Raw genomic sequence first — 24,014 nt, forward strand, 5'->3', positions numbered from 1 at the left:
GATGCCGAGGAGATCGCAATGGAGTGTCGGTTGCGCTGCATATTTGACGTTGGACGGCGCCTTCGTCAATGACCGTGATAGTAGCGACGAAGTGGCGCTTGTGACTCTAAGGGCCTGGTTGCTGAGCAAAGCTCAAGGAGTGTGGCAGTTGGCAGGGCGCAAGGAGTAGAGCGGGCGGCCTAAAAATGTCGGCGTATGGTAAGCGGTAGCGAGGACTAGATGGTAAAGGCAAGATGCTCGACGACACGCTTAGCAATGATGTCATTGCCGGTGATATGAATCTCATCGATTGCGTCGGGGGGATCCAGCCGCCCGCAAGCCAGCGCCATGAACAGGGTTGAATCCAATTCGAGTTCGGTTGTGGGTGTCCCAAGTTCTGGGACGAGCCGAGCGCGCTCGTCAACCTGGATGTTGAAGGTTCGCTCGACACCTCCGGTGAGCTTGAGCCGAACGCTGGACCCTTGGGACAGCTGTGCCTGCTTGCCGACGATGTAGCCCAGTGCGCGTTCCACCTCGTCCATGGCGTATTCGGCGACGGCTCCAGAGCTCGCCCCTGGGTGATTCGTCGAGGCTCGAAGGTCGAGCTCGTGCACGTAGCAATCGAAGACCCGGATCTGAAGGAATCGACGAAACGGCGCTTCACCGACTGGCGTCCAACCCTCTTTCGCGAGTTCGGCTTCGTCGAGATTAGCCAGTATTTGGCGTCGGTAAGCGATCGTAGCCCGGAAGTTGGCGATCAGTTCGGTTGGGGTAAGCGACCGTAACGATGCGACCCAGCGGTCATTAAGTTCGGCAACGGTGTTGGGATATGGTCGATCGTCGGGTAGCAATACATCGGGCGTAGGCTCGCCACTAAGAAATCGCTCGGTGCCAATGATGTGAGCCAAGATATCGGCGTTTGTCCAGTGGGGGAGTATCGATGGCTCGCGCCAATCGTCGCTCTCGATCTCGTCGATCAGAGTATCGAGGGCATCCCACTCGGTGAAGAGCATCTTGATTGCCGGATCCATTGGTTGTCTCCTCTCTTGTCTCTTGCGTGGTTGATGTCTGTTTTTTCACTGGGATCGGGTTAGCGATCGAACTGAACCTCAACGCCGCGATTCATGCTCTTCCAGTCTCGACCTTCGAGGTAAGGCTTGAGGGCTTGGGTGATGGCGTGCATCTGCGTTGGCCCCTTGGGCTGCTGGAGCTCAAAGAAGTTGGGGTAACGCGCTGCGGTTTGCACCATGCCCCACAGATCGAGGGCGGCCTGACCAGTTGGTGGATCGATGAGAACGGGTCCAAAGAGCGTGTGGCCGCCTTCGAAGATGAGCGTTGGGACCCCAAAGCCTCCAGCGTCTAGCACCCGTTGGTGATCAGCGCGGATCTCGTCGTCAAGGGTTGGATCCTCCATCGAGGTGTCGACAAGCCCGGGGTCAATGCCAAGCTCGCTGATGAGCTCGCGAGCTACTGACTGGTCATGGGGTTTGAGCCCTGCCTCGTGGAGAGCGAAACCGGCAAGCGCATACCACCGATCAACGAGCACGGGATCCTCACGGCGCAAGAGGGCTGCGATGCGGAGCATCGACCAACCATAGGACCATGGACGTTCCCAGGGGTGGATCTTGCCGGGCTCGAGATTGACCTCTTCGAGGCTGAAAAACCTCCAATTGATCGTGAGTGGCTGTTGTTCTCGAACGTTCCTGATCCATTTCGAGGTCATGTAGGCGAACGGACAGAGGATGTCAAAGTGGTAGTCGATGGTGGTGGGTTCAGGTGATGTTGGCACAATGACCAGGTTAGCGATAGCGCGCCGTTGCAGGGCAGTAGCCGGATTGTTGGTGACCGGATTGCTCGTGGCTGGCCCGTTTCTCGCCGGTGTGTGCTAAGCACCAGCGATGTCGACCCCATCGGGCGATAACCTAAGCCGGGTATGTCGGTTATAGGTGCATTGGTCTTGTGCTACTGTAGCTCTAAAGGGAGGTTGCGTTGTCAGATCGTGTATCCGTCACCATCGATTCTAGTCCCGTCGAGGCCACCGAGGGAGAGCTGATGATCGAGGTGATCAACCGGGCCGGTGTCGAGTTGCCACAGGTTTGTTATCACCCGATGCTCGGAACCATTGGAACCTGTGATCTGTGCCTCGTTACCGTGAATGGAATCACCCAACGCGCTTGTGAAGTCCACGTCGCGGGCCAAGAGGTGGTGTCCACGCGATCGACCGAGCGCGAACGCGAGCGTGCTGGTCAGCGGCTTCTGGTCAATCACGACCTCTACTGCACGATCTGTGACAACAACAACGCTGACTGTGTCCTTCACAACACCGTGCGCGACATGGGTATCAACGACCAACCGGAGCCGTATCGGCCAAAGCCCTACGAGATTGATGACTCTCATCCCTTCTATCGGTACGATCCATCGCAATGCATTCTCTGCGGTCGCTGTGTCCAGGCGTGTCAGGAGGTCCAGGTCAACGAGACGCTCTCGATCGATTGGTCGCTCCCGATACCACGCGTTGTCTTTGATGGTGGCGTGCCTGCCGGCGAATCCAGTTGCGTGGGATGCGGTCATTGTGTGACGGTCTGTCCGTGCAATGCGCTGATGGAGAAGTCGATGATCGGGCAGGCGGGACTAGCGACAAACCTCAAACCCAAGGTCCGCGAACCGATGATCAACCTCACCAAAGCCCTTGAGCCAGCCATTGGTCTAAAGCCGATCTTTACCCTCTCGGAGGTGGAGGAGCGACTGAGGCGCCAGCTGGTGAAGAAGACTAAGACCGTGTGTACCTACTGTGGTGTTGGCTGCTCCTTCGATATCTGGACCAAGGGTCGCACGATTCTCAAGGTGAATCCCGCACATGGACCCATGAACGGTATCTCGACCTGTGTCAAGGGTAAGTTTGGGTTTGAATTCGTCAATAGCTCTGAGCGCCTCACCCATCCATTAATTCGCGACGGGGAGGGATTTCGTGAGACCTCGTGGGACGAGGCCTTTGCCTACATCGGGCGATCGCTTCGTGCGATCATCGAGCGCGATTCTCCTGACGCTGTCGGTGTCATCGCCTCTTCAAAATGCACCAACGAGGAGGCATATCTCGCTCAGAAGTTGGCGCGCGCCGTCATCGGTACCCATAATGTCGACAATTGCTCACGATACTGCCAGTCACCGGCGACGATGGGTTTGTGGCGCACGGTTGGCTATGGCGGAGACTCGGGGTCGGCCACCGACATCGAGGCGAGTGATCTGGTCCTCATCGTCGGTTCTAATACCGCTGAGAGCCACCCGGTCATCGCAACGAGGGTGAAACGGGCACACAAGTCACGAGGCCAGCGTCTCATCGTCGCTGATTTACGCAAGCATGAGATGGCCCAGCGTGCCGATATCTGGTTCTCGCCACGGCCAGGAACCGATCTGGTCTGGCTGTCGGCTGCGAGCAAGTACCTCTACGATTACGGTCATCACGACGAGGAGTTTCTCGCGACACGGGTCGAGGGTGTTGAGGAGTTTGTCGCCTCCCTCGAGCCCTTCACGGTGGCCTATGCCTCCCAAGTCACTGGAGTGTCCGAGGAGACGTTGGTTACGGTCTTCGAGGAGCTTGCCCACGCCAGCACCTTCTGCGTGCTTTGGGCAATGGGGGTTACTCAACACAGCGCTGGCTCGGATACCTCAACAGCGATCGCGAATCTGTTGTTGATGAGCGGAAACTTTGGCAAGCCGGGGTGCGGTGCGTATCCGTTACGCGGTCACAACAATGTCCAGGGGGCGAGCGACTTTGGTGCGATGCCCACCTACTTTCCTGGCTATGAGTCGGTTACCGATGCCGGGGTCATTGCCAAGTATGAAGCCGCGTGGGGCCGATCGATGCCAACCACCAAGGGTCTCGACAATCACGAGATGGTCGATGCCATCCATGCCGGTTCGCTCAAGGCTCTGCTCCTTACCGGTGAGGAGATGGGGTTGGTGGACGCGAACTCGAATGTCGTTCAAGACGCCTTCCGCAAGCTTGAGTTCTTCGTCGTCCAAGATGTCTTCTTCTCCAACACGGCGCGATTTGCCGATGTGGTGCTACCGGCCTCTCCGTCGCTCGAGAAGGCTGGCACCTTCACGAGTACCGAGCGGCGTATCCAACGCCTGTATCCAGCGCTCAAGCCACTCGGTGACTCACGACCGGACTGGCAGATCACCCAAGGGATTGCGAACGCCATGGGGGCTGACTGGGCCTATTGCGATCCGAGTGAGGTGATGGCTGAGGCAGCCAGCCTTGCCGAGATGTTCGCAGGGGTCTCGTACGAGCGCCTCGAGGGATATCGGTCGCTGCAGTGGCCGGTGGCTCGCGATGGCGTGGACACGCCGATCCTCTATCTGGATCGTTTTCACTTCCCGTCAGGCAAGGCCCGCTTTCATCCGGTCGGATTCCAGGAGCCGACCGATCAGGTTGACGAGGTCTACGATATCCACGTCAACAACGGACGGCTTCTAGAACATTTCCACGAGGGCAACATGACCTATCGAGTGCCGGGGATTGCTGCGCACACGCCGGAGCCGTTCGTCGAGGTCTCTCCCGAACTCGCGACCGAACGTGGAGTTGTCGATGGCACGTTGGTGCGGCTCACCTCACGTCGAGGTTCGATCAAGGTGCGTGCTGTGGTGACCGATCGGGTGCGAGGGAACCAAGTGTATCTACCGATGAATGCCCGCCTCAACGAGTCGGCGGTCAACATTTTGACCTCCTCGGAGGTGGACGAGGCGACCCATACCCCGGCGTTCAAGGAGTTGGCGGCCAAGATGGAGGTGCTCCAAGACCGCCCTCGGCGTGCGCTACCGGAGAATAACTTCCGTTACGGACAACGCACGCCTCAGCGAGGAGTCAACATCGATGCCAAGCGTTCCCGCGCCGATTACCAGAACCCGGTTGCGTCGGCTGTGTCGCACGCGATTGACCATGAAGTGATGATCGAAAGTGAGTGAGTGATGGCTGAACCGATTGACTACACGCCCACGGCGGTCCCCGTCGTTCGACAGAGCGTGCCTCGGCATGAACTGGGAGAGAGCACCAAAGTCGCAGAGATCATTCAAGCGGTTCGTGGCGGTGGAGCCGATGCGCTTGCCGTGGTGCTTGACCAGATCGACTCTCCATCTGGTCGGGCTGCGATTACGCGTATCGCGAAACTGTCGTTGTTGACGGGTTCATACACGCCGCTCTTGGTAGAGCGCCTGGCCGAAGGCATCAAAGCGACCTCGAGTAAGGTTGCTTCGGCTGATGTTCCGAGCTGGCGTGAGTTGGCACGACAACTGCGTTGGCCGTCAACCCGACGGGGAATCGGCATCGCGTTAGCCCTCTTGCGCGCCCTTGGTGGCGAGGAGTTTTGACGGCTGTAACCAGCCGGTAACGTTTCGACTCTAATCTGGGACAGAGTAATGACCGAGGTCGGTCTTGGCCCTTGGACGCTGATGCACTATTATTAGTAAGTGGCGTTGGTGGCTTGGCGATCCCAAGACCGTTGACGGAGGACGAACTGGCCGTCTCAGCACATAGATGGCGATGTTCGAAGACAACCCAGAAAGGGGGTGGTCTCTCGTGACCGATGGTATCGAGATGTTTCCGCTGATTCAGCGGCTTGACGAAGAGGGTAATCTCACCGGCGAGCTCGGAGTCTTGAGCGCGGAGAGTCTAAAGGAAACCTACACGACGATGCGTTTTCTGCGGACCTTTGACGAGCGGGCGTGGAATCTGCAGCGCCAGGGCGTCATTGGGACGTATGCGCCGTTCAAAGGCCAGGAGGCGGCCCAGATGGGTGCCGTCGCGGCGTTAAACGATAGCGATTGGCTAGTGCCGACCTATCGTGACTGGGCGGCCAGCTATTTGCGCGGCGTTCCCATGGAGCATGGTCTCTTCTTTTCCAAGGGTCACCCCAGTCTTGGGGATATTCCCGTGGGCAAGCAGGTGCTTCCTGCGCAGGTCGTGATTGCTGCACAGACGCTGCACGGTGTCGGGGTCGCGTGGGCGACCAAACTACGGCACGAAAACGTCGCCACCGTTGTCACCTTTGGCGATGGTGCGACATCACAAGGTGACTTCCACGAGGCGATGAACTTCGCTTCAGTGCTTGAGGTGCCACTCATCTTTTTCTGTGAAAACAATCAATGGGCTATCTCAGTGCCATTGGCCCATCAGATGCATGCCGAGACCATCGCACAGCGGTCGGTAGCCTATGGTATCGAAGGCTTTCGAGTCGACGGCAATGACTACGTGGCGGTCGCCAACTTGATGCATGACCTGACCGAGCGGGTGCGCAACGGCGAGGGTCCGTTCCTCGTGGAGGCCGTCACCTATCGACTAGGTGCACACACCACCGCTGATGATCCTGGTAAGTACCGTGGCACTGAAGAGGAGGATACGTGGGGTCGTCGTGACCCGTTGCTGCGCCTCGAAAAGTGGCTGCGCGCCCAGGGTCTTTTGACCGATGAGGAGTTGGTCACCCTTGACGCGGAGTCGGAGCAAAAGGTAGAGGAGATCTTGGCCATCTTTCGTGAGGCCCTTAGTATGTCGCCGCTCGTGCTCTTTGACAACGTGTATGCAACGATGCCGACGAATCTTGCCTCTCAACGAGCGCAGTTCGAAGCCAGAGTGAAAGAGGTGGGTGCCTGAGATGGCGAAATTGACGATAGCACAGGCGCTGAATCAGGCGTTGGAGTTGGCGCTGGCCGAAGATCCATCGGTCGTTGTCCTCGGCGAGGACGTTGGTAAAGACGGCGGTGTCTTCCGCATCACTGATGGTTTGTTTGACAAGTTCGGTCCTGATCGAGTCATCGATACACCGCTCGCAGAGTCAGGGATCGTGGGCACCTCGGTTGGCTTGGCTATGGCTGGCATGAAGCCGGTCGCCGAGATTCAGTTTTTTGGTTTCATTTACGAGACGATGGACCAAATCGCCTCCCAGGCGGCGAGGGTGCGCTTTCGATCGCTCGGGCGTTACAGTGCTCCGATGGTGATTCGGGCCCCCTTTGGTGGCGGTGTGAAGGCACCCGAGATCCATTCAGACTCGCTGGAGGCGTTGTTTACTCATACGCCGGGGATCAAGGTCGTCACTCCTTCGAATCCCTACGACGCCAAGGGTCTCCTGCTGAGCGCCATTGACGATCCGGATCCGGTGTTGTTCCTCGAGCCGATGCGGCTCTATCGTGCCTTCCGTGATGAGGTCCCCGAGGAGCCCTATCGGGTTCCGCTCGGTAAAGCCAGCGTGGTCCGCGAGGGAACCGATGTGACGCTAATTGGCTGGGGCCCGTCGATGGCTCTGGTGCTAGCCGCCGCTGATGAGCTGGTTGCCCAGTACGACATCTCGCCTGAGGTTATTGATCTTCGCACGCTTACGCCGTTGGACGAAGAGACGATTGTGACCTCGGTACAAAAGACCCAACGTGCGGTCGTTGTGCATGAGGCTGTGCGCACTTCTGGTTTCGGTGGCGAGATCGCCTCCATCATCCAAGAGAAGGCGTTCCTCTACCTTGAGGCTCCAGTGCTTCGGGTGACGGGATACGACACACCGTATCCGATGACAATGTTTGAAGATCTTTGGTTGCCAGACACTTCTCAGGTCGTCACTGCTGCCCTCTCGTCGGTACGGTTTTAAGGAGTTATTGACTGTGGAGTGGAAATTTCCCGATGTAGGGGAGGGGTTACACGAGGCCCAGATCGTGAAGTGGTATCACCACGAGGGTGATGACGTCAAGCGCGACGAGCCGCTGCTCGATGTTGAGACAGACAAGTCGGTCGTCACGATTGGTGCGCCGGTCACTGGGTCGATCGACAAGGTGCTGTTCCGTGAGGGCGATACCGTCAACGTTGGTGAGGTTGTCGTCGCCTTCTCGACCGATCAGGTCTCGAGTGAGAAGGGCTCGGAATCGGTAGTGCCGCCAATGGCGCCGCAAGCACGATCTGAGGTCACCTCGACGGTTGGCCCGTCGACGGCTGGGGCCGTGCCTTCTGGAGCGCGCGAACCGTCCTTGGGCCGGGCGGGTGAAACAAAGGGCCGCGCACTCGCGACACCAGCGGTTCGTCGGTTGGCCCGCGAGCTCGGCCTCGATATCAACCTCGTGCGAGGAACGGGTCCTGATGGACGCGTCTTGGCTGAGGATCTCCAGGCAATGGCGGCTGGTGCTGGGGCACCCCATGAGCGACCACGTGCAGCGATGGCGCCGCCTGAGACCATGAGTCCTTTGACTACGCGCCAGAGCCCTGAGACTTCAGCGGTTAGTCCCACGGCCCGCGAGGAGCGAAGGCCTCTATTGGGGATTCGCAAGCGCATTGCTGAAAACATGGCACGTTCTTGGTCGCACGCGGTACAGGTCTCTGTTTTTGAAGAGGCAAACGTCAACGCGCTGGTCGATCTTCGTCACGACATGAACGAACGGTTGGCGCCGGAGCGCATAAGTTATCTGCCGTTGATTGCCAAGGCGGTTGCTGGCGTGTTGGCGGAGTTTCCCGACCTCAATGGTCGCCTCGATGAGGAGGCTGGTGAGATCGTCACCTATCGTGACGTGCATCTTGGCTTTGCGGTCGATGATCCTCAAGGGTTGATGGTCCCAGTCCTTCGTTCGGTTGGCGAGCGATCGGTGCTTGGGCTATCTCGGGAGCTGACTCGGCTTATTGAGGGAGCTCGTGCCCACACATTGACCTCCTCGGAGCTGACGGGGTCGACCTTCACGATCACCAACTACGGGACCATCGGTGGTGTCTACGCGACACCGATTATCAACTATCCAGAGGTGGGTATCCTCGGTGTCGGGCCGATTCGAAAGCGACCGGTCGTGCTTGGCGATGGTACCGTTGGCGTCGGTGATGTCATGACGCTCTCGCTCACCTTCGATCACAGGATTATTGATGGTGGCTATGCGTCGCGATTCCTGATGCGGGTGATCTCGCTGTTGAGTGATCCGGTGCAACTGATACTGGAGATGCGCTAGGTGGTTGTCGGCGAATTTACAGAGCAAGCAGACCTGGTCGTCATCGGCGGAGGACCGGGTGGATACAGTGCAGCGATCCGCGCTTCACAGCTTGGCCGTAGTGTCACGCTGGTGGAGCGCGGGGACATCGGAGGCGTTTGCCTTAATGTCGGTTGCATCCCGTCAAAGGCCTTGATTGAGCTTTCGAACCGCTTTCATGAGCTTGACGGGCTGGCCAAGAGGGGCGTCGTCACCGAGGATGCCCATATCGACCCGATCGCGCTGAGTCAAACGGTTACTGGGAGCGTTGAGCGGTTGACCTCAGGCGTTCGACAACTGCTCAAGGCTGCAGATGTCGAGATCGTTGAGGGAGAAGCGAGCTTTGTCGGCCCCAATGAAGTCCGCATCCGTGCTGCACACGAGACGAGTCGCATCAAGTTCAAGGATTGCATCTTGGCGACCGGATCATCACCCAGAGAGTTAGATGGGTTTGCCGTCGACCATCAGCGGGTGCTGGACTCAACCGATCTGCTGTTCAGTCCGGTTGTGCGTCGCGACCTGATCGTGATCGGGGGAGGCTATATCGGGATCGAGCTCGGCAGTGCCCATGCTCGTCTCGGCACCAGGGTCACGATTTTGGAAATGGCGCCCGAGATCCTTATGGGTGTTGAGCCAGAGATCCAGCGCACGCTGCGTGGCGTGCTCAAGCAGATGGGCGTCGAGGTCCATACCGGAATCGCTGTGAAGGGTTTCAAGATCGCTGGCGATGCCGTGGTGGTCGAGATCCAGAATGGGAGCGACTCCAAGGAGATCCGTGCAGGTTCCGTCGCTGTCATGGTCGGCAGGGTACCTAACTTAGGTCCTGATCTTGGGCTGGGTGAGGCTGGTGTGACCATCGGGGCTGATCAGCGCGTGATCGTCGACGAGCAGATGCGAACGGCGAATCCACACGTGTTCGCGATTGGCGACATCGTACCTGGACCCATGCTGGCGCATAAAGCCTATTACGAGGCCAAAGTAGCCGCCGAGGTGGCAGCTGGTCATGCTGCGGGCAATGATGCGACGGTGATCCCGGCGGTGATCTTCACTGAGCCTGAGGTGGCCTCGGCCGGGCTCGGCGAGCAGGAGGCGCGCACCCGCCATGGCGATGACGTCGTAGTTGCTCGTTTTCCGTATCGCGCGAATGGTCGAGCGATCGTGCTCGGAGCGGCGGTAGGCGAGGTAAAGTTGATCGCGCTCAAGGATAGCAAGCGACTCCTCGGTGTTCATATCGTTGGTGTGGACGCGTCAAACCTGATCAGTGAGGCGGCGCTGGCGATCGAACTCGGAGCCACGATCGACGATCTTGCCCTGACGATCCATCCGCACCCGACACTTTCCGAAATGTACCCGGAGGCCGCCGAGGTGGCTCAGGGTCTGCCAACGCACATCATCATGCAGCGAGGCTAAGTCCTTGTTAGGGAGGTCACGTTGTGTGGCCTCCTTCGGACATTGAGAACGCCTGCCTGACCTGGGTTTTGGTCAGCTTTGCTCACGGGGCACCTCGTCGATCGCAATGCTGGCGTAAGTCTGCACGTGCGTCTGTCTGCAGGAGTGCTTACCGAACGTTTGTTCCGCCACTTGCCCCGAACGACACGGGCTCGGTCGATCCATAGCTCCAGATCGAGGGCTTGACGACCGCAACTGGTGGCAGTCCTCTGATGGTGCTCTGGACCGCCGGCTACGGTTCGTGGGTTTGGTCGAAGGGGCTGTCCAACGAAGGCGCTGTCCAACGAAGGCGCTGTCCAACGAAGGCTCAAGCACCGCCAACGTGCCTTGGGTGACCGGTGCACTATGGCCCGTCTACTCTGGAGACTCTTCGTCGTCTGGGGGTGGCTCGATCTTATCGAGCTCCATGGTGATCGCCTCGCCTCGGCTCAATTTCAATGATACGTAGGTGCCAACGCCGATTGGGATGGGAATCCAGAAGTTAAAAAGTCGATAGGAGAGCACGCCGAGTATGGCGATGCCCTTCGCGGTACCAAATCCAGTGATGAGCGGTATCATAATTCCCTCGACGACACCGAGGCCGCCCGGCGTGATGGGGATGGCAGCTGCTACGTTGGCGATGCCGTAACTCACCAATAGCGCATCCGGATTGACAAGGGAGCCAAATGCTAGCAACATGATCCAGAGACTCAGGGCGTCGAAGAGCCAGTTGCACGCCGCCCAGAAGATCGCTCGCTTGAGCAGTTCAGGATCACTCATAAGGGAGCGAACGCGCTCTCCGGCCCTGATGACGCCGGAGTGTAACGGGGCCTGGATTCGTTTCAGGAGCGGAACCTTGCCGACCAATTTGTCAACGAGGACGACGACCCGATCGTTGCCTCGCGTCAGTGTCAAGACGAGCACGATCACGGCCGCCATGAGGACGATGCCGAGAGCGGCGACAATCAGATACAACGTGTTGAAACCAAAGAGTGGTAACGAGATAATGAGTGCAAGCCAGAGCATGGCGTTGAGCACGACTGCGGAGCCGATTCCCTGGGTCGCGAGGGCGACCCCGGCATCGGTGCCTCGCACCCCGAGTCCATTCAAGAGGCGGACGGTGAGACCGGCACCGCTCGCTGTCCCGCCTGGGAGCACATGAGAGACGGCGAGCCCTGACATGTCGACTTTTGCGAGTGATTTCAGTGAGGGCTGAGGGTGCGGCAGGACGGCCGAGGTGAGCTTGGCATAAGCAAAGAGTGAGAACGCTTCGGCGACGACGGCCAGCGGAACGAGCCAATAGTTGGCTTGGCTCAAGAGATGCAGGGTTTTTCTTGCACCGGCGATCTGGGGAATTACGAGGTACTCAATCACCAAAAGGATGGCAAAACCCCAGATGCCGCGGATGGCGAAGTGGCGAATCAGCTTACCGAGACTGCGACGTGTCCCGGTGATAACCTCACGCGATTGATCAGTCGGGAGTCGGTGAGAGCTATTGCGGCGTCCGTCACCGCTCCTCGACCTCCACGTGCTCACCCCATTTACCTTAGTGGAGGCTTTCCAGAAAAGGTTCCCCCAAGTGGTTGTCAATGCTCGGGTGTCAGTTGATCGGGGAGTAGCTTCGATTGCGTGACGACTCCTTGTGAAACAGTAGCTTGATCGATCGGGGGTAGCCTATGAGCGATCGGGGCGGTGTCGGCGTTGGTCAACGTTGTGTGAGACACTAAGGTACGCTCATCGTTGGGTGAGAGGCGAGGTCAATTGGTGCAACCTTGGGATGCTGTTGGTTCGAGGAGATTGTTGATGGAGCCTGATGGCACGAGCTGACGCACCGGGTCGATATAGCGGCTTGGGCCGACAGATCTTTCTCGCGGAGGTTGGCCTCTTCGGTCTCGTCTTGGTGGTTATTGTCCTGTTGTATCTTCGGCACCTCACGATTGAAGTGCTGGTTGCCATCGTCGGTGCCGTGATTTTGGAGCCGCTTGTCAAACTGCTGATGCGTGCCCACCTGCCTCGGGGTGCGGCGGTCGCCTTGACCGTGTTCGTTGCGGCCGTGGTGCTGGTTGGAATTTTGTTTATCTTTAGCGTGCCACTCTATTCCGCAGGGTTGCGACTCGCTAATGATCTTCCGACGCTCATTCGAGACGTTGGGCACAAGAAGTCCCATCTCAATTCGCTGTTGACCAAGTTCCATATCGAACATTACTTGAATCTCTCAGCCCAAGGATTGGCCAAGGTTGCAAGTACAGCGCTGGTTCCAGCTTTGCTGGCTGCCACGGGGGTACTTTCGTTCCTGGCTGACGTCGTCATTACCGCGATGTTGGCGGTGTTCTTCTCATTGGAGGGACCAAAGGCGATCGATGTGATCGCTGGTTTACTTCCCGAGGTTCGCCGCCGTCACTTTCTTGATGCCTTGCACGAGACGGCTGTTGCTGTGAGTGGCTATGTGCTCGGCAATCTCGCAACCTCGATCATTGCAGGGGTCGTCGTCTACGTGGCCTTTAAGTCACTGGGCTTGCCTTTTGCGTTGCTCGTCGCCGTCTGGGTGGGATTGGTCGATCTGATTCCGTTGGTGGGCGGGCTCTTGGCTGGTATTCCGGCGGTTGGTTTATCGCTACTGCACGGGATCGTCGCAGCGATCATCGTGTTGGTGGTCTTCGTGATCTATCAGCAGATTGAGAATCACATTCTGAATCCTGTGATCCTCTCGCGGACGGTTCAATTGAACCCACTGTGGATCTTGCTTGCAGTGCTGGTAGGTGCGCAGTTTGCCGGCATTCCAGGAGCGTTGGTGGGTATCCCAATCGCGAGTGGTCTGCAAGTCCTAGCACGGCGCCTGCTGGCGCCATGGCTGCGCTCCAAGCTCAATCCACAAGGTTCAAATCCCGTGCCCCGAGAGGACGGAGAAGCCTAGCTGCTGGGAGTTGACGAGGTCGACTAACTGAGGAAGCGCCTTCAGTGTGGCTTGAAAGGAGCCAGGGTAGGAGGTGTAGTCGCTGTCGTGCAAGAGTATCGTGACGCCGGGGCGAAAGCGGGAACGAAGCTCTGCCATGACCGAGACAGAGGTTGCCTGTCGACGCCAGTCGCGGCCCCACGTGCCCCAGAGGACGATGCGCAAACCATGGGCATGGGCGGCGGCGAGGTCGGCACGGGTGACAACTCCATACGGTGGGCGGTACCAGGCTGGATGCACCCCGGTTGCTCGTTCGGTCGCATCCAGTGCTCGGGCGAGATCATAGCGAACACTGCGAGAGCTCCGGAAGAGGTGATTCTTGTGCCAATACCCGTGTGTCCCAACCTCGTGTCCACGCTCGACGATCTCGCGCGCGAGTTGAGGCTGGCGATCGATCATCTCGCCAAGCAGAAAAAATGTGGCCTGCACGCCGTTGGCCTCAAGTGCATCGAGGACGAGCGGTGTCGAGATCGGGTCCGGACCATCGTCGAAGGTAAGCGCGACTGATTGAGGGTGCCCAAAGCCGAGCAACCATGGAGCGGTGATTGGAGCGAGTATCCATGTGTGGGTCACGAAGGAGCCAACGTGAATGGCAAGCTTGGTGCCGGCGATCGTTGCGAGGGCCGTCGTCGTCTTCATGCGCGCGCGCTCACATGGGTATGCAGCGTGGCAAAAGGAGCGAGGATCAGGTGGTCATTTGTCAGATGGTTTAGCTCAGACTTGATGATCGACAAAGCTGTTGCCGCCGAGTCATGGCTTAAGTTCAATTCGAGAATGGCTCCCGGGTTTGGTTTCATGTCAAAGTGGTGGCTAATGATTCGAGCAGGAACGACGGTCTGGTGATGGATCGAGGCCCACGCAAGGTCTACAGCGTTCATCGTATTCTGGGGGAGGTAGGTGTTGATCTGGAGTCCGAGTATACGTGCGAGGTCGGCGCGTCCCGTTGAGAGATCATTGTCCGGAAGGATGAAGTTGAAGTCCGATGAGGCGCCCGTTCCGCCGTTGATGATCCCCACCCCGTTGCGATAGGCGGAGCGTACAGCCGTCGGATCGGCAATCGCCTGTTGACCGGTGACGACCACGCCGATGCCGGCATTGGTAACGAGTTGGTCGATGGCGGGGTTGGCCAGCGCCTCTGAGGATAAGCGAGCGGAGACATAAACATAATTTGACTTCTTCGCTGTTCTGGTGAGATTGAGGCCGTGATAGCCAATCACACCAGAAAGGAGGTTGGCAACGACAAATAAGACCACCAACGTTGCAGCCGATCGAGTGAGGCGTCGTGCCAGGACGCCATGGCGAGTCGTTGGCGACAGGCGGGCCTCGTGGAGAAGCTCGAGAATGGGTTGTTGGGGTTTAGTTTGAAACTGTTCGAGCTGCTTGGCGACCTGGATCTGCGGTGCGACGCCCTGTTTGCGCACCTCGTCGATCAACTGTTGGGGGGACTGGCACCAGATCGTGGCGCCCACCGAGTCCATCGCGGCGATGTTTTCGCGGCCATGGCCAACGATGGGGCGAAACGAAAGAACCGGGCGCCGTGAGGCCATCGCCTCGAGAGCAGTAAGTCCGCCGGCGTTCTGGATGATGACGTCAGATGCCGCCATATACAGCCGAACATCCTCGGTCCAACCGACGGCGGTGCCGTTGGGATAGGGAGCGAGACGGTGCAGGAGTTCGTCGTTGTGCCCACAGAGGGCGACAGGGTGGAGATCGTCATGGCTGGCGATGAGTGCAAAAGTCTCAGCGATATCACCGACCCCCCAAGATCCTGACGAGATTAATGCGATGATCTTGTCATCTGGGAGACCGAGCGCCTCTCGTGCAGCCTGGCGATCGATCGTTTCAAAGAACGCAGAGTCCACGAACGGGCCGGCGACCACGATGTCACCAGAGGCGCCTGCGCGACACTTGGCCTGCTCGGCCGCGGTCTCGGAGACGCAGAGATGGAGATCAACATCGGGGTGCACCCACAAGGGATGGACGGAGTAGTCGGTGAGGAACGTGGCGATCGGTCGGTGCGAGATGACTGGATTGTGGTGCCGACGCATCTGGCCAAGGAGTTGAGCGCTGAACGGATGTAGTGCGATGATGATGTCAGGATCCGACTCTTCGATCCATTTGACTACGCCCCGCTGGAAGAACGTCTGCAATGTTCGACGTGTGAAGGTGGCCATAGGGGCGAACCGATTCCATAGCCAGAACTCGAGCTGGTAGGCCCACGGGGCTCGCTTGACCTCTAATTTAAACCCACGCTCTAGCAAGCGGCCCATCCGGGGAGAAGCATCAAGAAAATCGCGCGTCTCGCATTCGATCCCATAGCTGCGTAATTTGTTGGTGATCGCTCGGGCGGCGCCATCGTGACCGCCCCCCATCCGAGCAGAGATCAGGAGTGCCTTTGTGCTTGACATTGACACACATCTTATTCGGACGCCATAGAATAAGAGACCTCGTGGTGGTGCTTCTTTCTCTCCTGGCTGCGGTTTGTTTTGGAATGGCTGCGGTGCTCCAATTTCAGGCAAGCACGGTGTCGGCAAGCGAGTTGAATCTTCGGTTCAGCCTCCTGTGGAAGCTGTTGGCCAATCCGCGTTTCGGCCTTGGTGCAGTGTTTGATGTCGTCGGTGGGGCCGCACAGTTCTTTGCACTGAAATATGGGTCAGTAGCACAGGTTTTGCCGATCTTGGCCAGCGGATTTGTCTTGGCCATCCTCCTCGAGCACTTTCTTGCACGTCGGCCCATTGCTGTTGGGGATGTGATCGCTCTGCTGGTGAGCTGTGGGGCCTTGATCGCATTTTTGGTGCTCAGCCCCCAGGCCAGCGGTCATATGATCTATGTCGGACCATCCATCGTGGTTGGTGTCATCGGCATCGCGGTTGGTGTTGCTACTATCACGGTGCTTCGTCCGGCGCTTGCGGGCCATGGGCGCATCCAGGCGATGGTTGGAGCGCTGCTGCTCGGGGTTGTCTCGATCTTTGAGCGTGAGGTAGGAATCGTCTGGAGCGACGAAGGGGCAGTGCGAACCCTCGAACATTGGGAGCTTTGGGTGTTGGTCGTGGTGGGGACCCTGGCCCTTCTGGTGGTACAAAGTGCCTTCCAGCAACAGAGTCTCGCGCGCGTCCTCCCGCTGGTGACGGTTGGGGAACCGATCGCCGCGATCGCCATCAGCACCGCAGCGTTGCAGACGCCATTGTTTGCAGGCGGGGTGCGTACGCCAGTAAGCGTGATCGCCCTCGCGGTGGAGATCCTTGCGCTTATTTACTTGGCGCGCTCCGAGGTGCGCATCAACGTGAAACTTCATGACCAGGAGTGATCTTGAGGTGGTGTTCCTCCACGGACAACCGGGACAAAAGGAAGATTTTGCCCTGGTGTCTGAGTGGCTGGAGCCCCGGTTGCGTCTGCGTTGTCTGGATCGACCAGGGTGGGGGTCGAATCCACTGGGCGTTATTGGGATAGAGGGTAACGCCGAGTGGGTGGCACGCCAGTTTGAGACGCGCCGCGTGCTGCTGATTGGACACTCGTTGGGCGCTACCATCGCGGTTCGAACAGCGCAGCTCTTCCCTGATCGTGTTGCGGGTCTGATCCTGATCGCTCCTCCGATCACCCAGCGCTCGTTGGTGGCGATCGACCGGCTGCTGGCCGCCCGTTTTATCGGACAGATGACCTCGGCACTGATCGCAGGGGTGAGCCTTGGGCCAGCACGCAGAGCGCAGTTTCGGCGCACCAGGCGTAGCTTCCTTGCCGAGCAGCGTCATTTACTCGGCGAATTGCGCCTGGTTGAGGGGGAACTTCCCCTGGTTGTCTGTCCTTCGATCGTCATCGTCGGCGTTCGTGATCGGGTGGTTCCGCTGGCAGCCATGGCGCAAGCCGCACAGCATTTGGCGGATGTCCAGCTCGAGGTGCTGCCCTCAGCGGGACACGATGTCTTGCGTGTGGCACCTATCGAGACGGCTGCTGTGGTCCGAGGAATGATCGGTCGGCTTGAAGCAATCGGCGGGGAAGGGGGGGAGTAGGGCGCAAGCTTGAAGGATACTGCTGGGGTGCTAGAGATCCAGTAGGGCACGGTGTATCGAGCGAGGCACGTGAGACTGTGACAATCGCTAGTAATAATCGATACGCGCGATTGTCGGAAGGATTATCAACCTTGCGACGTTATCAGAGTTATTGTGGCTTTCTGTATACCGATGGTCGCAAGCTTGTATTATACTTATATTGTCGTCCGGTCAAGTGGGCGATGAGCTGAGGGACAATGACGTCCGGCGTGAGCACTGCTCGTTGGTTTGACGACTCGGTTGGTAGCTCGAACTCGGGGGATCGAGGTTCCAAGGAACGAATTCGGAGGTGCTCGATGGAGTCGGCGAAGTTGGCGACCTGGGATTATGAGGCGTGGCGTAGCAACGCGAAGTGTCGTGATACTGATCCGGGATGGTTTTTCCCCGTTGGGGTGACGGGTGACGCCGAGATTCAGATTCGGCGCGTGAAAGAGTTTTGCTCCGATTGTCCGGTGTCACTTGAGTGCCTTGAGTTCGCCTTGCGGACGAATCAAGAGTACGGCATATGGGGCGGCAAGGACGAAGAAGAGCGACGGGTTATCCGGCGAATTCGCAGAGTTCAGCGCAGGGCGCGGGTCGCGTCATAAGTTTCAGTGATCCCTTCTGGGTGGCTGTAGATGTTCATCCTGCCTGGTCGCAGGAAGCCGATCAGCGTAATGCCCGCTTCATTGGCGAGGTCGACCGCGAGGGCGGTAGGGGCTGACACCGAGCAAACGTAGGCAAGCCCAACCCGAGCGGCCTTGAGCACGAGGTCGGATCCGGCTCTTCCCGAGAGCAGGGCGATGCCGTTGGTAATTTCAATCTGGTCGAGGACGGCGTGACCAATGGCCTTGTCGAGGGCGTTGTGTCGACCGACATCCTCCCCAATGATACGTGAGCCATCATGAGTCTTAAGCAACGCGGCGTGGGAAGCGCCGGTGCTAGCGAATTGGCGTTGACGCTCGCCGAACTCGTTGGCGAGCGAGAAGAGTTCGTCGGTACTCACCATGGCATCGATCGCTGTCGTGGTCGTGGGTATCAGTCGATCGACGAGATCGGCGACGCCGCACCATCCACAGGACACCGGGCGTAGGCTTGGCGGTTGCAGGTCGATTGGCTGTTTAAGCGAGACGGTGACCTTGTTGTAATCCTGGGTATTGCCGGCACCGACGCAGTAACGGGTTTGATGAATGAGCTCCCTCGTGACCTGGGCTTCAGTGGCCAGGAGACCCACGGCTAGTGCGAAATCGTCTCCTGGTGTTCGCATAGTCGTGGTGAAGTGGGTTTCGCCCCCAGGCCACGTCACGTCGATGACCAGTGGTTGCTCTTGAAGTAGGGAATCCATGATGAGACCGGTAACGCCATCGTGGATGGTGATGACCCGTCGAGTCTCGATCGTGTGCGCTAAAGCCATATGCGTGAGTCTACGTGCGTCCACAAGCTCGGACGTATGTCACAGTAAACAAGGAGTTCAGTTGACATAGACCGAGCGATAAGTTCACGATGGCTAGCCGGTGAGAGTCCGGTCCAAGGAGACGCCAGAGTCCTTGGTAGGGAAGCCCTAGGTCTCAGTATCAGTGTGTGCGAGCGCTGGCTTCCCAGCTACTAGTGTTCAGTAAAGAGGGGTTACGACTAGACGGACTTGGATGAGAGTAGACCCCGCTTCTTCGGACGCCGCAAGTCTGTCCAGGAAGAGGAGCGCAGCATTTCAGAGAGGCCTTTTTAGCCAGGATTCTTGGAGTCCTTTGTCTTGGAAGGATTAGACCGTAAGCCCAAAAGCGAGGCTGAATTTGTGGCCTATGAAGCCCATCTATCAGTGAAATTGCAACCAAAAATCTTAGGATGCTTGCCATTAAGGCTGAGGTTCTCCAAGGCCATGGGTTGAGGCTCGATGGGATCCACTTTGGCACCGTGGCTCGTCTTAGTCAAGTCGTAGCAGAGGTCGTGGACTGCCCTGAAAGGCGAAATCAGAAGCGTCTCGTCGCTAAGTTTCGTAGGTACGACGGCCCTCAAACTCCGACTCGGCTAATCGATTATCGATTTCGGTGGCACACCTCGATCATTTGCGATCGTCTTGGTCGCTTTCCAATCCAGTGGCATTGAACACGTTGTGGGGTCGACCGCTGTAGCCACGAAAAAACTGGTGTGGTAGACGTCGAGACTGGGGACCAAGAGAAGGGGAGGTTTTGCCACCGCCAGCCCGACCATAGAAGTCTAACCCACATTAGGTAGGCCATGTCCGGGCAGGCCTCAAGGTTCAGACCTGTTGTGGATCTGTGGGTATCCTCGCGAATTTTTGCCACATGTTATCGCTGAAACCCGTTATCCAAAGGAGCATAGGTGAGAATTGGGTAGAGCTGCATAATTCAATTATATGGTTGAGATACGAGCATTTCGTGTGCATGCTGATGCGACTAACAGCTTCCATGTATAGGGTGTTAGGATTGTGCCTCACGCTCCTAGAGGGTGCAAGTAAGTATGAAAACAACTTGTGTATGGCCCACGAATGATCGTGGTGAATAAAAATTGAGGTGAGTGAACTGGTTGTGTTGGATCTCCTAGTAAAAGATCAGTAAGAAAACAACGACAATCAGAAAGGAAAGCCCGTGACCATGATTTCCCTGACTTCTCGGACAAGTCACCTTCGTTGCAACTGATGCCGTAACCGAGCTGTTGCGCGTGCATGCTCGGCACCTAAATTGCTACGAGGAGTGTTGGTAATCGAAAGCTAACGGTCGATAGCAATAAGGGACGTTCGGTGGTGGACTTTGTTCGTTTGTGGTTGGAGATGGTTCCAATTGTGCGGTCATCGTTGCGGGAGCCTCCCATTGTTAGCGCCGCGGGTGTCCCCCAGACGCCTCGTTAGTGAATTGCCGTTCCAAGCAGGTAGCCAACACCGAAGGTGACTAACGCTGCTATCGCGCTCAACAGGAACTGCTGCAGGGCACCCTTGCTAACACTCCGGCCAGTCATGGCGGCGAGGCCACCCCCGACAAGCAGGGTTGCAACGCCCGCCGAGATGGCTGATGCGACCACAGCCGCCGTCCCAACGGTGATGAACCAGGCGATCAGCGGGATCACGGCGCCGACAGCAAACGAGAAGAACGATGCCAATGCGGCTTGAATGGGTGAGCCGATGGAGTCAGGTGCTACACCGAGCTCTTCCTGCGCGTGGACCTTGAGCGCCGTGTCGGGGTTTTGCATCAGGTATTTCGAGACCTCAGCAGCAAGCTCGGTGGGGACTCCTCGCGAGACGTAGAGCTGTTCCAGTTCGCGGGTCTCGGCCTCTGGACGTTCCTGGATTTCGCGCTCTTCGATACGGAGTTCATGAGCAAAAAGCTCTCGTTGTGCTCCCATTGAGATGTACTCGCCGACCCCCATGGAGAAGGCACCAGCCACCAAGCCGGCTAAGCCAGCGATCACGACCGCTTTTGGAGCGGGGTGGGCGCCGGCGACACCGAGGATCAAGGCGACGTTCGATAAAAGGCCATCAGAGACGCCGAACACCGCAGCACGGGCACCTCCGCCGGAGATGTCACGATGGGAGCTGTGATGAGTTTCCATGCTGTCAGCTTACTTCACAGCGGAAGCTAAAATGACGGGAGACTGATTTCCTGAGAGCTGTGTTGGGATTTATTCGTACAACTAGGTTACACTGGAGTCATGAGAGAACTCAAGCTGTTTGATCGGACGCAGCCGCAGACCTTGCAGATCGGCGTCCTCCTTCTTTACCTGAATGCGGCCCTTGCAATCTTGGGTCTTCTTTTCGGCGGTGGCCTGTCCCTGCCGTTTCTCTTGATCGACATCGTTTTGCCGCTTGGCGGTGCCTACGGCGTGGCGAATGCGCGTAAGTACGGGTATTACGCAGCGTTGCTGGCAACTGGGCTCCCGTTGCTGTTGCTGATCTACCTTGGGCTGACCGTTGGTCTTTCGGCGCTTTTTGGTGCTGAGCTCTTGAACGTCATTTTGGTTATCGTGATGTTTGCGCTGTTCGTCCATCCACACTCACGGATGTACGCCAAGACCTGGTTTCACTGACCAGTTCCCTGGCGGGTATCGCGCCAAGGTGCGGGTGGTTCCCTGGCGAAGAGATCCGAGTTCCTCGAAAAAGCACCCATCGAAAAAGCACTGGGGCGTAGTGCCTAGCATGATCATGGGGCGAAGGGCACGGCCATTGATGCGTGTCGATTATGGGCGTCGTTCGTTGGGCTCGGAGTCACAAGGTCGTCCAGCACGGCCTCAGGGTTGGTCTCCTGTGACGCCGAATCGGCGGTGTAGTGGCGACAAAGCGTACGTTGGGAAGATCGCTTTCGCAGATGTTGCCAGCGGGGCGATGTCAGCGTCGGTGGTTCGCGCATGTGCTTTGATCTGCGCCTGAACTCTCAAGCCAGCCCTTCGACATCGGATCCCCTAGACAAGCAAGGCTCGCCCCGACCATGCGCCTTATGTGGACGCGCAAGCCAAGACGGCGAGTGAGTGATGGCGCTTCTCAGGCGATAGCGTTAGCCAGGCCGGTCCTCGGTGTGGTGTCGGTTGAGCTCGCCTTCGAGCGTTGCCCGTATCTTTTTGATGTGAGCGATATCGACGCTCGGCACATGTGGCGCGAGTTGTGTGAGCGCGTCGTTGACAATAGCGGCGGCGATGGCGTTGCGATACCACTTGTGATCTGCTGGGACGATGTGCCACGGAGCCTCGTCGAACGATGTGGCTGGGATGATGCGGCGATAGGCGTTGGCATAGCTCTCAAAGTGCTCGCGGGTGACGAGGTCGTTGGGAGAGAACTTCCAGTACTTGTCGGGCCGGCTCAGGCGTCGCAGGAGGCGCTTGCCTTGTACCTCGTACGAGACGTGAAGATAGAGCTTGACGATGACGATGTGTTGATCACGTAGGTAACGTTCGAATTGATGGATCTCCTGGATGCGTGCATGTAGATCGTGCTCGTTGAGGGTCCCTGTGGCAAAGGGTACGATCAGATCCTCGTAGTGAGAGCGGTTAAAGACGCCGATCTCCCCTCTCCCAGGGACGGCTGCATGGATCCTGAAGAGGTAGTCATGGGCGGCCTCGTATGGAGTGGGCACTTTAAAGCCGTGAACCACCACCCCCTGAGGATTGACGCCGTCGAAGATGGCACGCGATGTGCCGTCCTTGCCTGCGGTGTCTAAGCCCTGGAGCACTACGAGAAGCCCGTCGGCACCTTGGGCGTAGAGGGCCTCCTGAAGAGCCACCAGCGAGCGGTTTGCACCATGGAGAAGGTGGTGCCCTTCGGTTTTGGTGAGGGTGGGGGCATGGGGCACTGTGGCGGTCTCCGATGGCATGGCTCCGTGGCGGACGAGTCGCGTGAGCTCAGACCAGCAATGATCCGGTGCAGGGGTTGCGTCAGATTTCATAACGACGACCCTACTCTTATTTCGTGAGCTAATGCCCTTTGCGAACATGACTCGGCAATACTGAAACTCGCGGTTGATCCCGATACGGTACGATCATACGTGCGACCGCATTGCCTGGAGACTAGAGGAGCGACGATATCCAATGCACATTAGCCATTTGCCGAGTTGGAATTTGCGGACTTTGCCTGAGTTTCTCGTCATTATCGTGGTGGTGCTCATCGGCGTCCGGCTGATCTTCAAGCTCGCAGTCACCTTCTTGTTCTTGATTTTGGTGGTAGCTGCCGGTATTTGGGTTCTTGGTGCATTTATTGTCCGTTAGTGGGAACCGTTGTGAAAGCCGTAGCCGTTGCAGGTCGTTTCATCGCGTAGTTCCAACTTGAGATCGCCAGCGTCGGTTGACTCACGGCCCCCTGGCGCCAGGGCTGTTGCGAGAATGCGTTGCTGAGCGGCGTCAGCGGCTAACGATAGTAGCGGAAGAGGATCTCAGCCACCATGGAGGGCTTGGTTGCACCCTCGACCTCGATGGTCACATCGACTCGGACCTGCGCTCCTCCTTCGATATCGGTGACCTCTCCAAGTTTTGCACCGAGACGAATACGAGAATCGACGGGTACCGGTGCGGGGAATCGCACCCGATTCGTACCGTAGTTGATGCCCATAGAGATGCCATCGACCTGCAAGACCTCTGGCAACATTGCAGAGACGAGCGAGAGTGTCAAGAACCCGTGGGCGATCGTGGTTCCAAAGGGTCCCGCTTTGGCGGCCTCGGGGTCCACATGGATCCACTGATGATCATCCGTTGCGTCAGCAAAGGTATCGATCTGATGCTGGGTGACGGCGCGGTACTCGGTGTATCCAAGGTCGGTACCGACGATTTCCTTGAGGCCCTCGACCCCGTGAATTGTGTTTACCATGCCTCAATCGTAGTACCAGGGTACCCGCTCGTGTGATCAGGAGGCCAGGGACCAAGTGTTCGGTTGCGCTGGTGGGGGTTAGACGACCAGCGGCTGGTACGCCGCCTTGAGAGCACCCTGGGGCTCGTTGGCGATGATGTGAAACTACTCCCAAGCGTGTGATAGGAGATGTCAAGGCGTCGAGCGGATCATGCCACCGTCCAGCGTTTTGGGCACGCTACCGATACGGCTACGTTGGTCACTCTTGAACATAGTTTGCCATCATGTCTCTAGAACAAGGTGAGTACCTATTGGGTTGTGGCACAAGAGCTTAGAGTCCACTCAGTGACACTACACCGATGGGAAA

At 57.9% G+C, this 24,014-nt stretch carries 21 protein-coding genes; 12 read left to right on the forward strand and 9 right to left on the reverse strand.

The genetic code is table 11. The features are described from left to right. Positions 1-215: 215 nt before the first annotated feature. Positions 216-1,010, reverse strand: coding sequence for a maleylpyruvate isomerase family mycothiol-dependent enzyme (locus tag MP439_07160; GenBank protein MCI2975840.1), 795 nt, complete (start codon positions 1,008-1,010; stop codon positions 216-218). 59 nt (positions 1,011-1,069) lie between these two features. Continuing rightward, complete coding sequence (locus MP439_07165) at positions 1,070-1,768, reverse strand: DsbA family protein (protein MCI2975841.1); 699 nt, start codon at positions 1,766-1,768, stop codon at positions 1,070-1,072. Between the two features lie 200 nt (positions 1,769-1,968). On the opposite strand from MP439_07165, the gene fdhF reads away from it, so the two are divergent. From fdhF to lpdA, 6 genes are all read left to right on the forward strand, one after another. Further along, a complete protein-coding gene (fdhF, locus tag MP439_07170) occupies positions 1,969-4,947 on the forward strand; it encodes a formate dehydrogenase subunit alpha (GenBank protein MCI2975842.1) in 2,979 nt (992 codons plus the stop codon). 3 nt (positions 4,948-4,950) lie between these two features. Then, positions 4,951-5,349, forward strand: coding sequence for a DUF1641 domain-containing protein (locus tag MP439_07175; protein ID MCI2975843.1), 399 nt, complete (start codon positions 4,951-4,953; stop codon positions 5,347-5,349). Between the two features lie 208 nt (positions 5,350-5,557). Further along, positions 5,558-6,628, forward strand: a complete 1,071-nt coding sequence (gene pdhA / locus MP439_07180; protein ID MCI2975844.1) for a pyruvate dehydrogenase (acetyl-transferring) E1 component subunit alpha — start codon at positions 5,558-5,560, stop codon at positions 6,626-6,628. 1 nt (position 6,629) lies between these two features. Beyond that, positions 6,630-7,610: an alpha-ketoacid dehydrogenase subunit beta gene (locus MP439_07185; protein ID MCI2975845.1), complete on the forward strand. Its 981-nt coding sequence runs from the start codon at positions 6,630-6,632 to the stop codon at positions 7,608-7,610. Between the two features lie 13 nt (positions 7,611-7,623). Then, complete coding sequence (locus MP439_07190; GenBank protein ID MCI2975846.1) at positions 7,624-8,943, forward strand: 2-oxo acid dehydrogenase subunit E2; 1,320 nt, start codon at positions 7,624-7,626, stop codon at positions 8,941-8,943. Further along, positions 8,944-10,371: a dihydrolipoyl dehydrogenase gene (gene lpdA, locus MP439_07195; protein MCI2975847.1), complete on the forward strand. Its 1,428-nt coding sequence runs from the start codon at positions 8,944-8,946 to the stop codon at positions 10,369-10,371. It begins immediately after the preceding gene. A 393-nt stretch (positions 10,372-10,764) separates the two neighbouring features. Here the strand turns inward: lpdA and MP439_07200 are convergent, their stop codons facing one another. Next, positions 10,765-11,925, reverse strand: coding sequence for a flippase-like domain-containing protein (locus tag MP439_07200; protein MCI2975848.1), 1,161 nt, complete (start codon positions 11,923-11,925; stop codon positions 10,765-10,767). Positions 11,926-12,202: 277 nt separating this feature from the next. Between MP439_07200 and MP439_07205 the strand changes: the two genes are divergently transcribed. Then, entirely contained in the window at positions 12,203-13,303 is a 1,101-nt protein-coding gene (locus MP439_07205) for an AI-2E family transporter (GenBank protein MCI2975849.1), read from the forward strand. Here the strand turns inward: MP439_07205 and MP439_07210 are convergent. Next, entirely contained in the window at positions 13,268-13,981 is a 714-nt protein-coding gene (locus MP439_07210; protein MCI2975850.1) for a polysaccharide deacetylase family protein, read from the reverse strand. The two genes, MP439_07205 and MP439_07210, sit on opposite strands and share 36 nt — an antisense overlap. Continuing rightward, the gene (locus MP439_07215) at positions 13,978-15,750 is read right to left on the reverse strand and encodes a hypothetical protein (protein MCI2975851.1); all 1,773 of its coding nucleotides are present in this window, start codon (positions 15,748-15,750) and stop codon (positions 13,978-13,980) included. Before MP439_07215 ends, MP439_07210 begins: the two co-directional genes overlap by 4 nt. Positions 15,751-15,842: 92 nt before the next feature. Between MP439_07215 and MP439_07220 the strand changes: the two genes are divergently transcribed. The 3 genes from MP439_07220 (at position 15,843) to MP439_07230 (ending at position 17,975) form a co-directional block, all read left to right on the forward strand. Continuing rightward, positions 15,843-16,649 (forward strand): DMT family transporter, encoded by an 807-nt coding sequence (locus tag MP439_07220; protein ID MCI2975852.1) that lies wholly within the window; start codon positions 15,843-15,845, stop codon positions 16,647-16,649. Then, on the forward strand, positions 16,636-17,349 hold the full coding sequence (locus MP439_07225) for an alpha/beta hydrolase (GenBank protein MCI2975853.1): 714 nt from the start codon (positions 16,636-16,638) through the stop codon (positions 17,347-17,349). Before MP439_07220 ends, MP439_07225 begins: the two co-directional genes overlap by 14 nt. 335 nt (positions 17,350-17,684) lie before the next feature. After that, positions 17,685-17,975, forward strand: a complete 291-nt coding sequence (locus tag MP439_07230) for a WhiB family transcriptional regulator (GenBank protein MCI2975854.1) — start codon at positions 17,685-17,687, stop codon at positions 17,973-17,975. On the opposite strand, the gene MP439_07235 is transcribed toward MP439_07230, so the two are convergent. Together MP439_07235 and MP439_07240 are read right to left on the reverse strand one after the other, a co-directional pair. Beyond that, positions 17,948-18,781, reverse strand: coding sequence for a formate dehydrogenase accessory sulfurtransferase FdhD (locus MP439_07235; GenBank protein MCI2975855.1), 834 nt, complete (start codon positions 18,779-18,781; stop codon positions 17,948-17,950). The two genes, MP439_07230 and MP439_07235, sit on opposite strands and share 28 nt — an antisense overlap. 1,448 nt (positions 18,782-20,229) lie before the next feature. Next, positions 20,230-20,931, reverse strand: coding sequence for a VIT1/CCC1 transporter family protein (locus MP439_07240; GenBank protein ID MCI2975856.1), 702 nt, complete (start codon positions 20,929-20,931; stop codon positions 20,230-20,232). A gap of 99 nt (positions 20,932-21,030) precedes the next feature. Between MP439_07240 and MP439_07245 the strand changes: the two genes are divergently transcribed. Further along, positions 21,031-21,405: a hypothetical protein gene (locus MP439_07245; GenBank protein ID MCI2975857.1), complete on the forward strand. Its 375-nt coding sequence runs from the start codon at positions 21,031-21,033 to the stop codon at positions 21,403-21,405. A 464-nt stretch (positions 21,406-21,869) separates the two neighbouring features. On the opposite strand, the gene MP439_07250 is transcribed toward MP439_07245, so the two are convergent. Continuing rightward, complete coding sequence (locus MP439_07250; protein MCI2975858.1) at positions 21,870-22,754, reverse strand: polyphosphate kinase 2 family protein; 885 nt, start codon at positions 22,752-22,754, stop codon at positions 21,870-21,872. A gap of 142 nt (positions 22,755-22,896) precedes the next feature. Between MP439_07250 and MP439_07255 the strand changes: the two genes are divergently transcribed. Continuing rightward, positions 22,897-23,073: a hypothetical protein gene (locus MP439_07255; protein MCI2975859.1), complete on the forward strand. Its 177-nt coding sequence runs from the start codon at positions 22,897-22,899 to the stop codon at positions 23,071-23,073. Positions 23,074-23,212: 139 nt separating this feature from the next. Here the strand turns inward: MP439_07255 and MP439_07260 are convergent, their stop codons facing one another. After that, positions 23,213-23,668: a MaoC family dehydratase gene (locus MP439_07260; GenBank protein ID MCI2975860.1), complete on the reverse strand. Its 456-nt coding sequence runs from the start codon at positions 23,666-23,668 to the stop codon at positions 23,213-23,215. Positions 23,669-24,014: the final 346 nt, after the last annotated feature.

The sequence above is a fragment of the Ferrimicrobium sp. genome, from assembly GCA_022690815.1.
Classification (GTDB): domain Bacteria; phylum Actinomycetota; class Acidimicrobiia; order Acidimicrobiales; family Acidimicrobiaceae; genus Ferrimicrobium.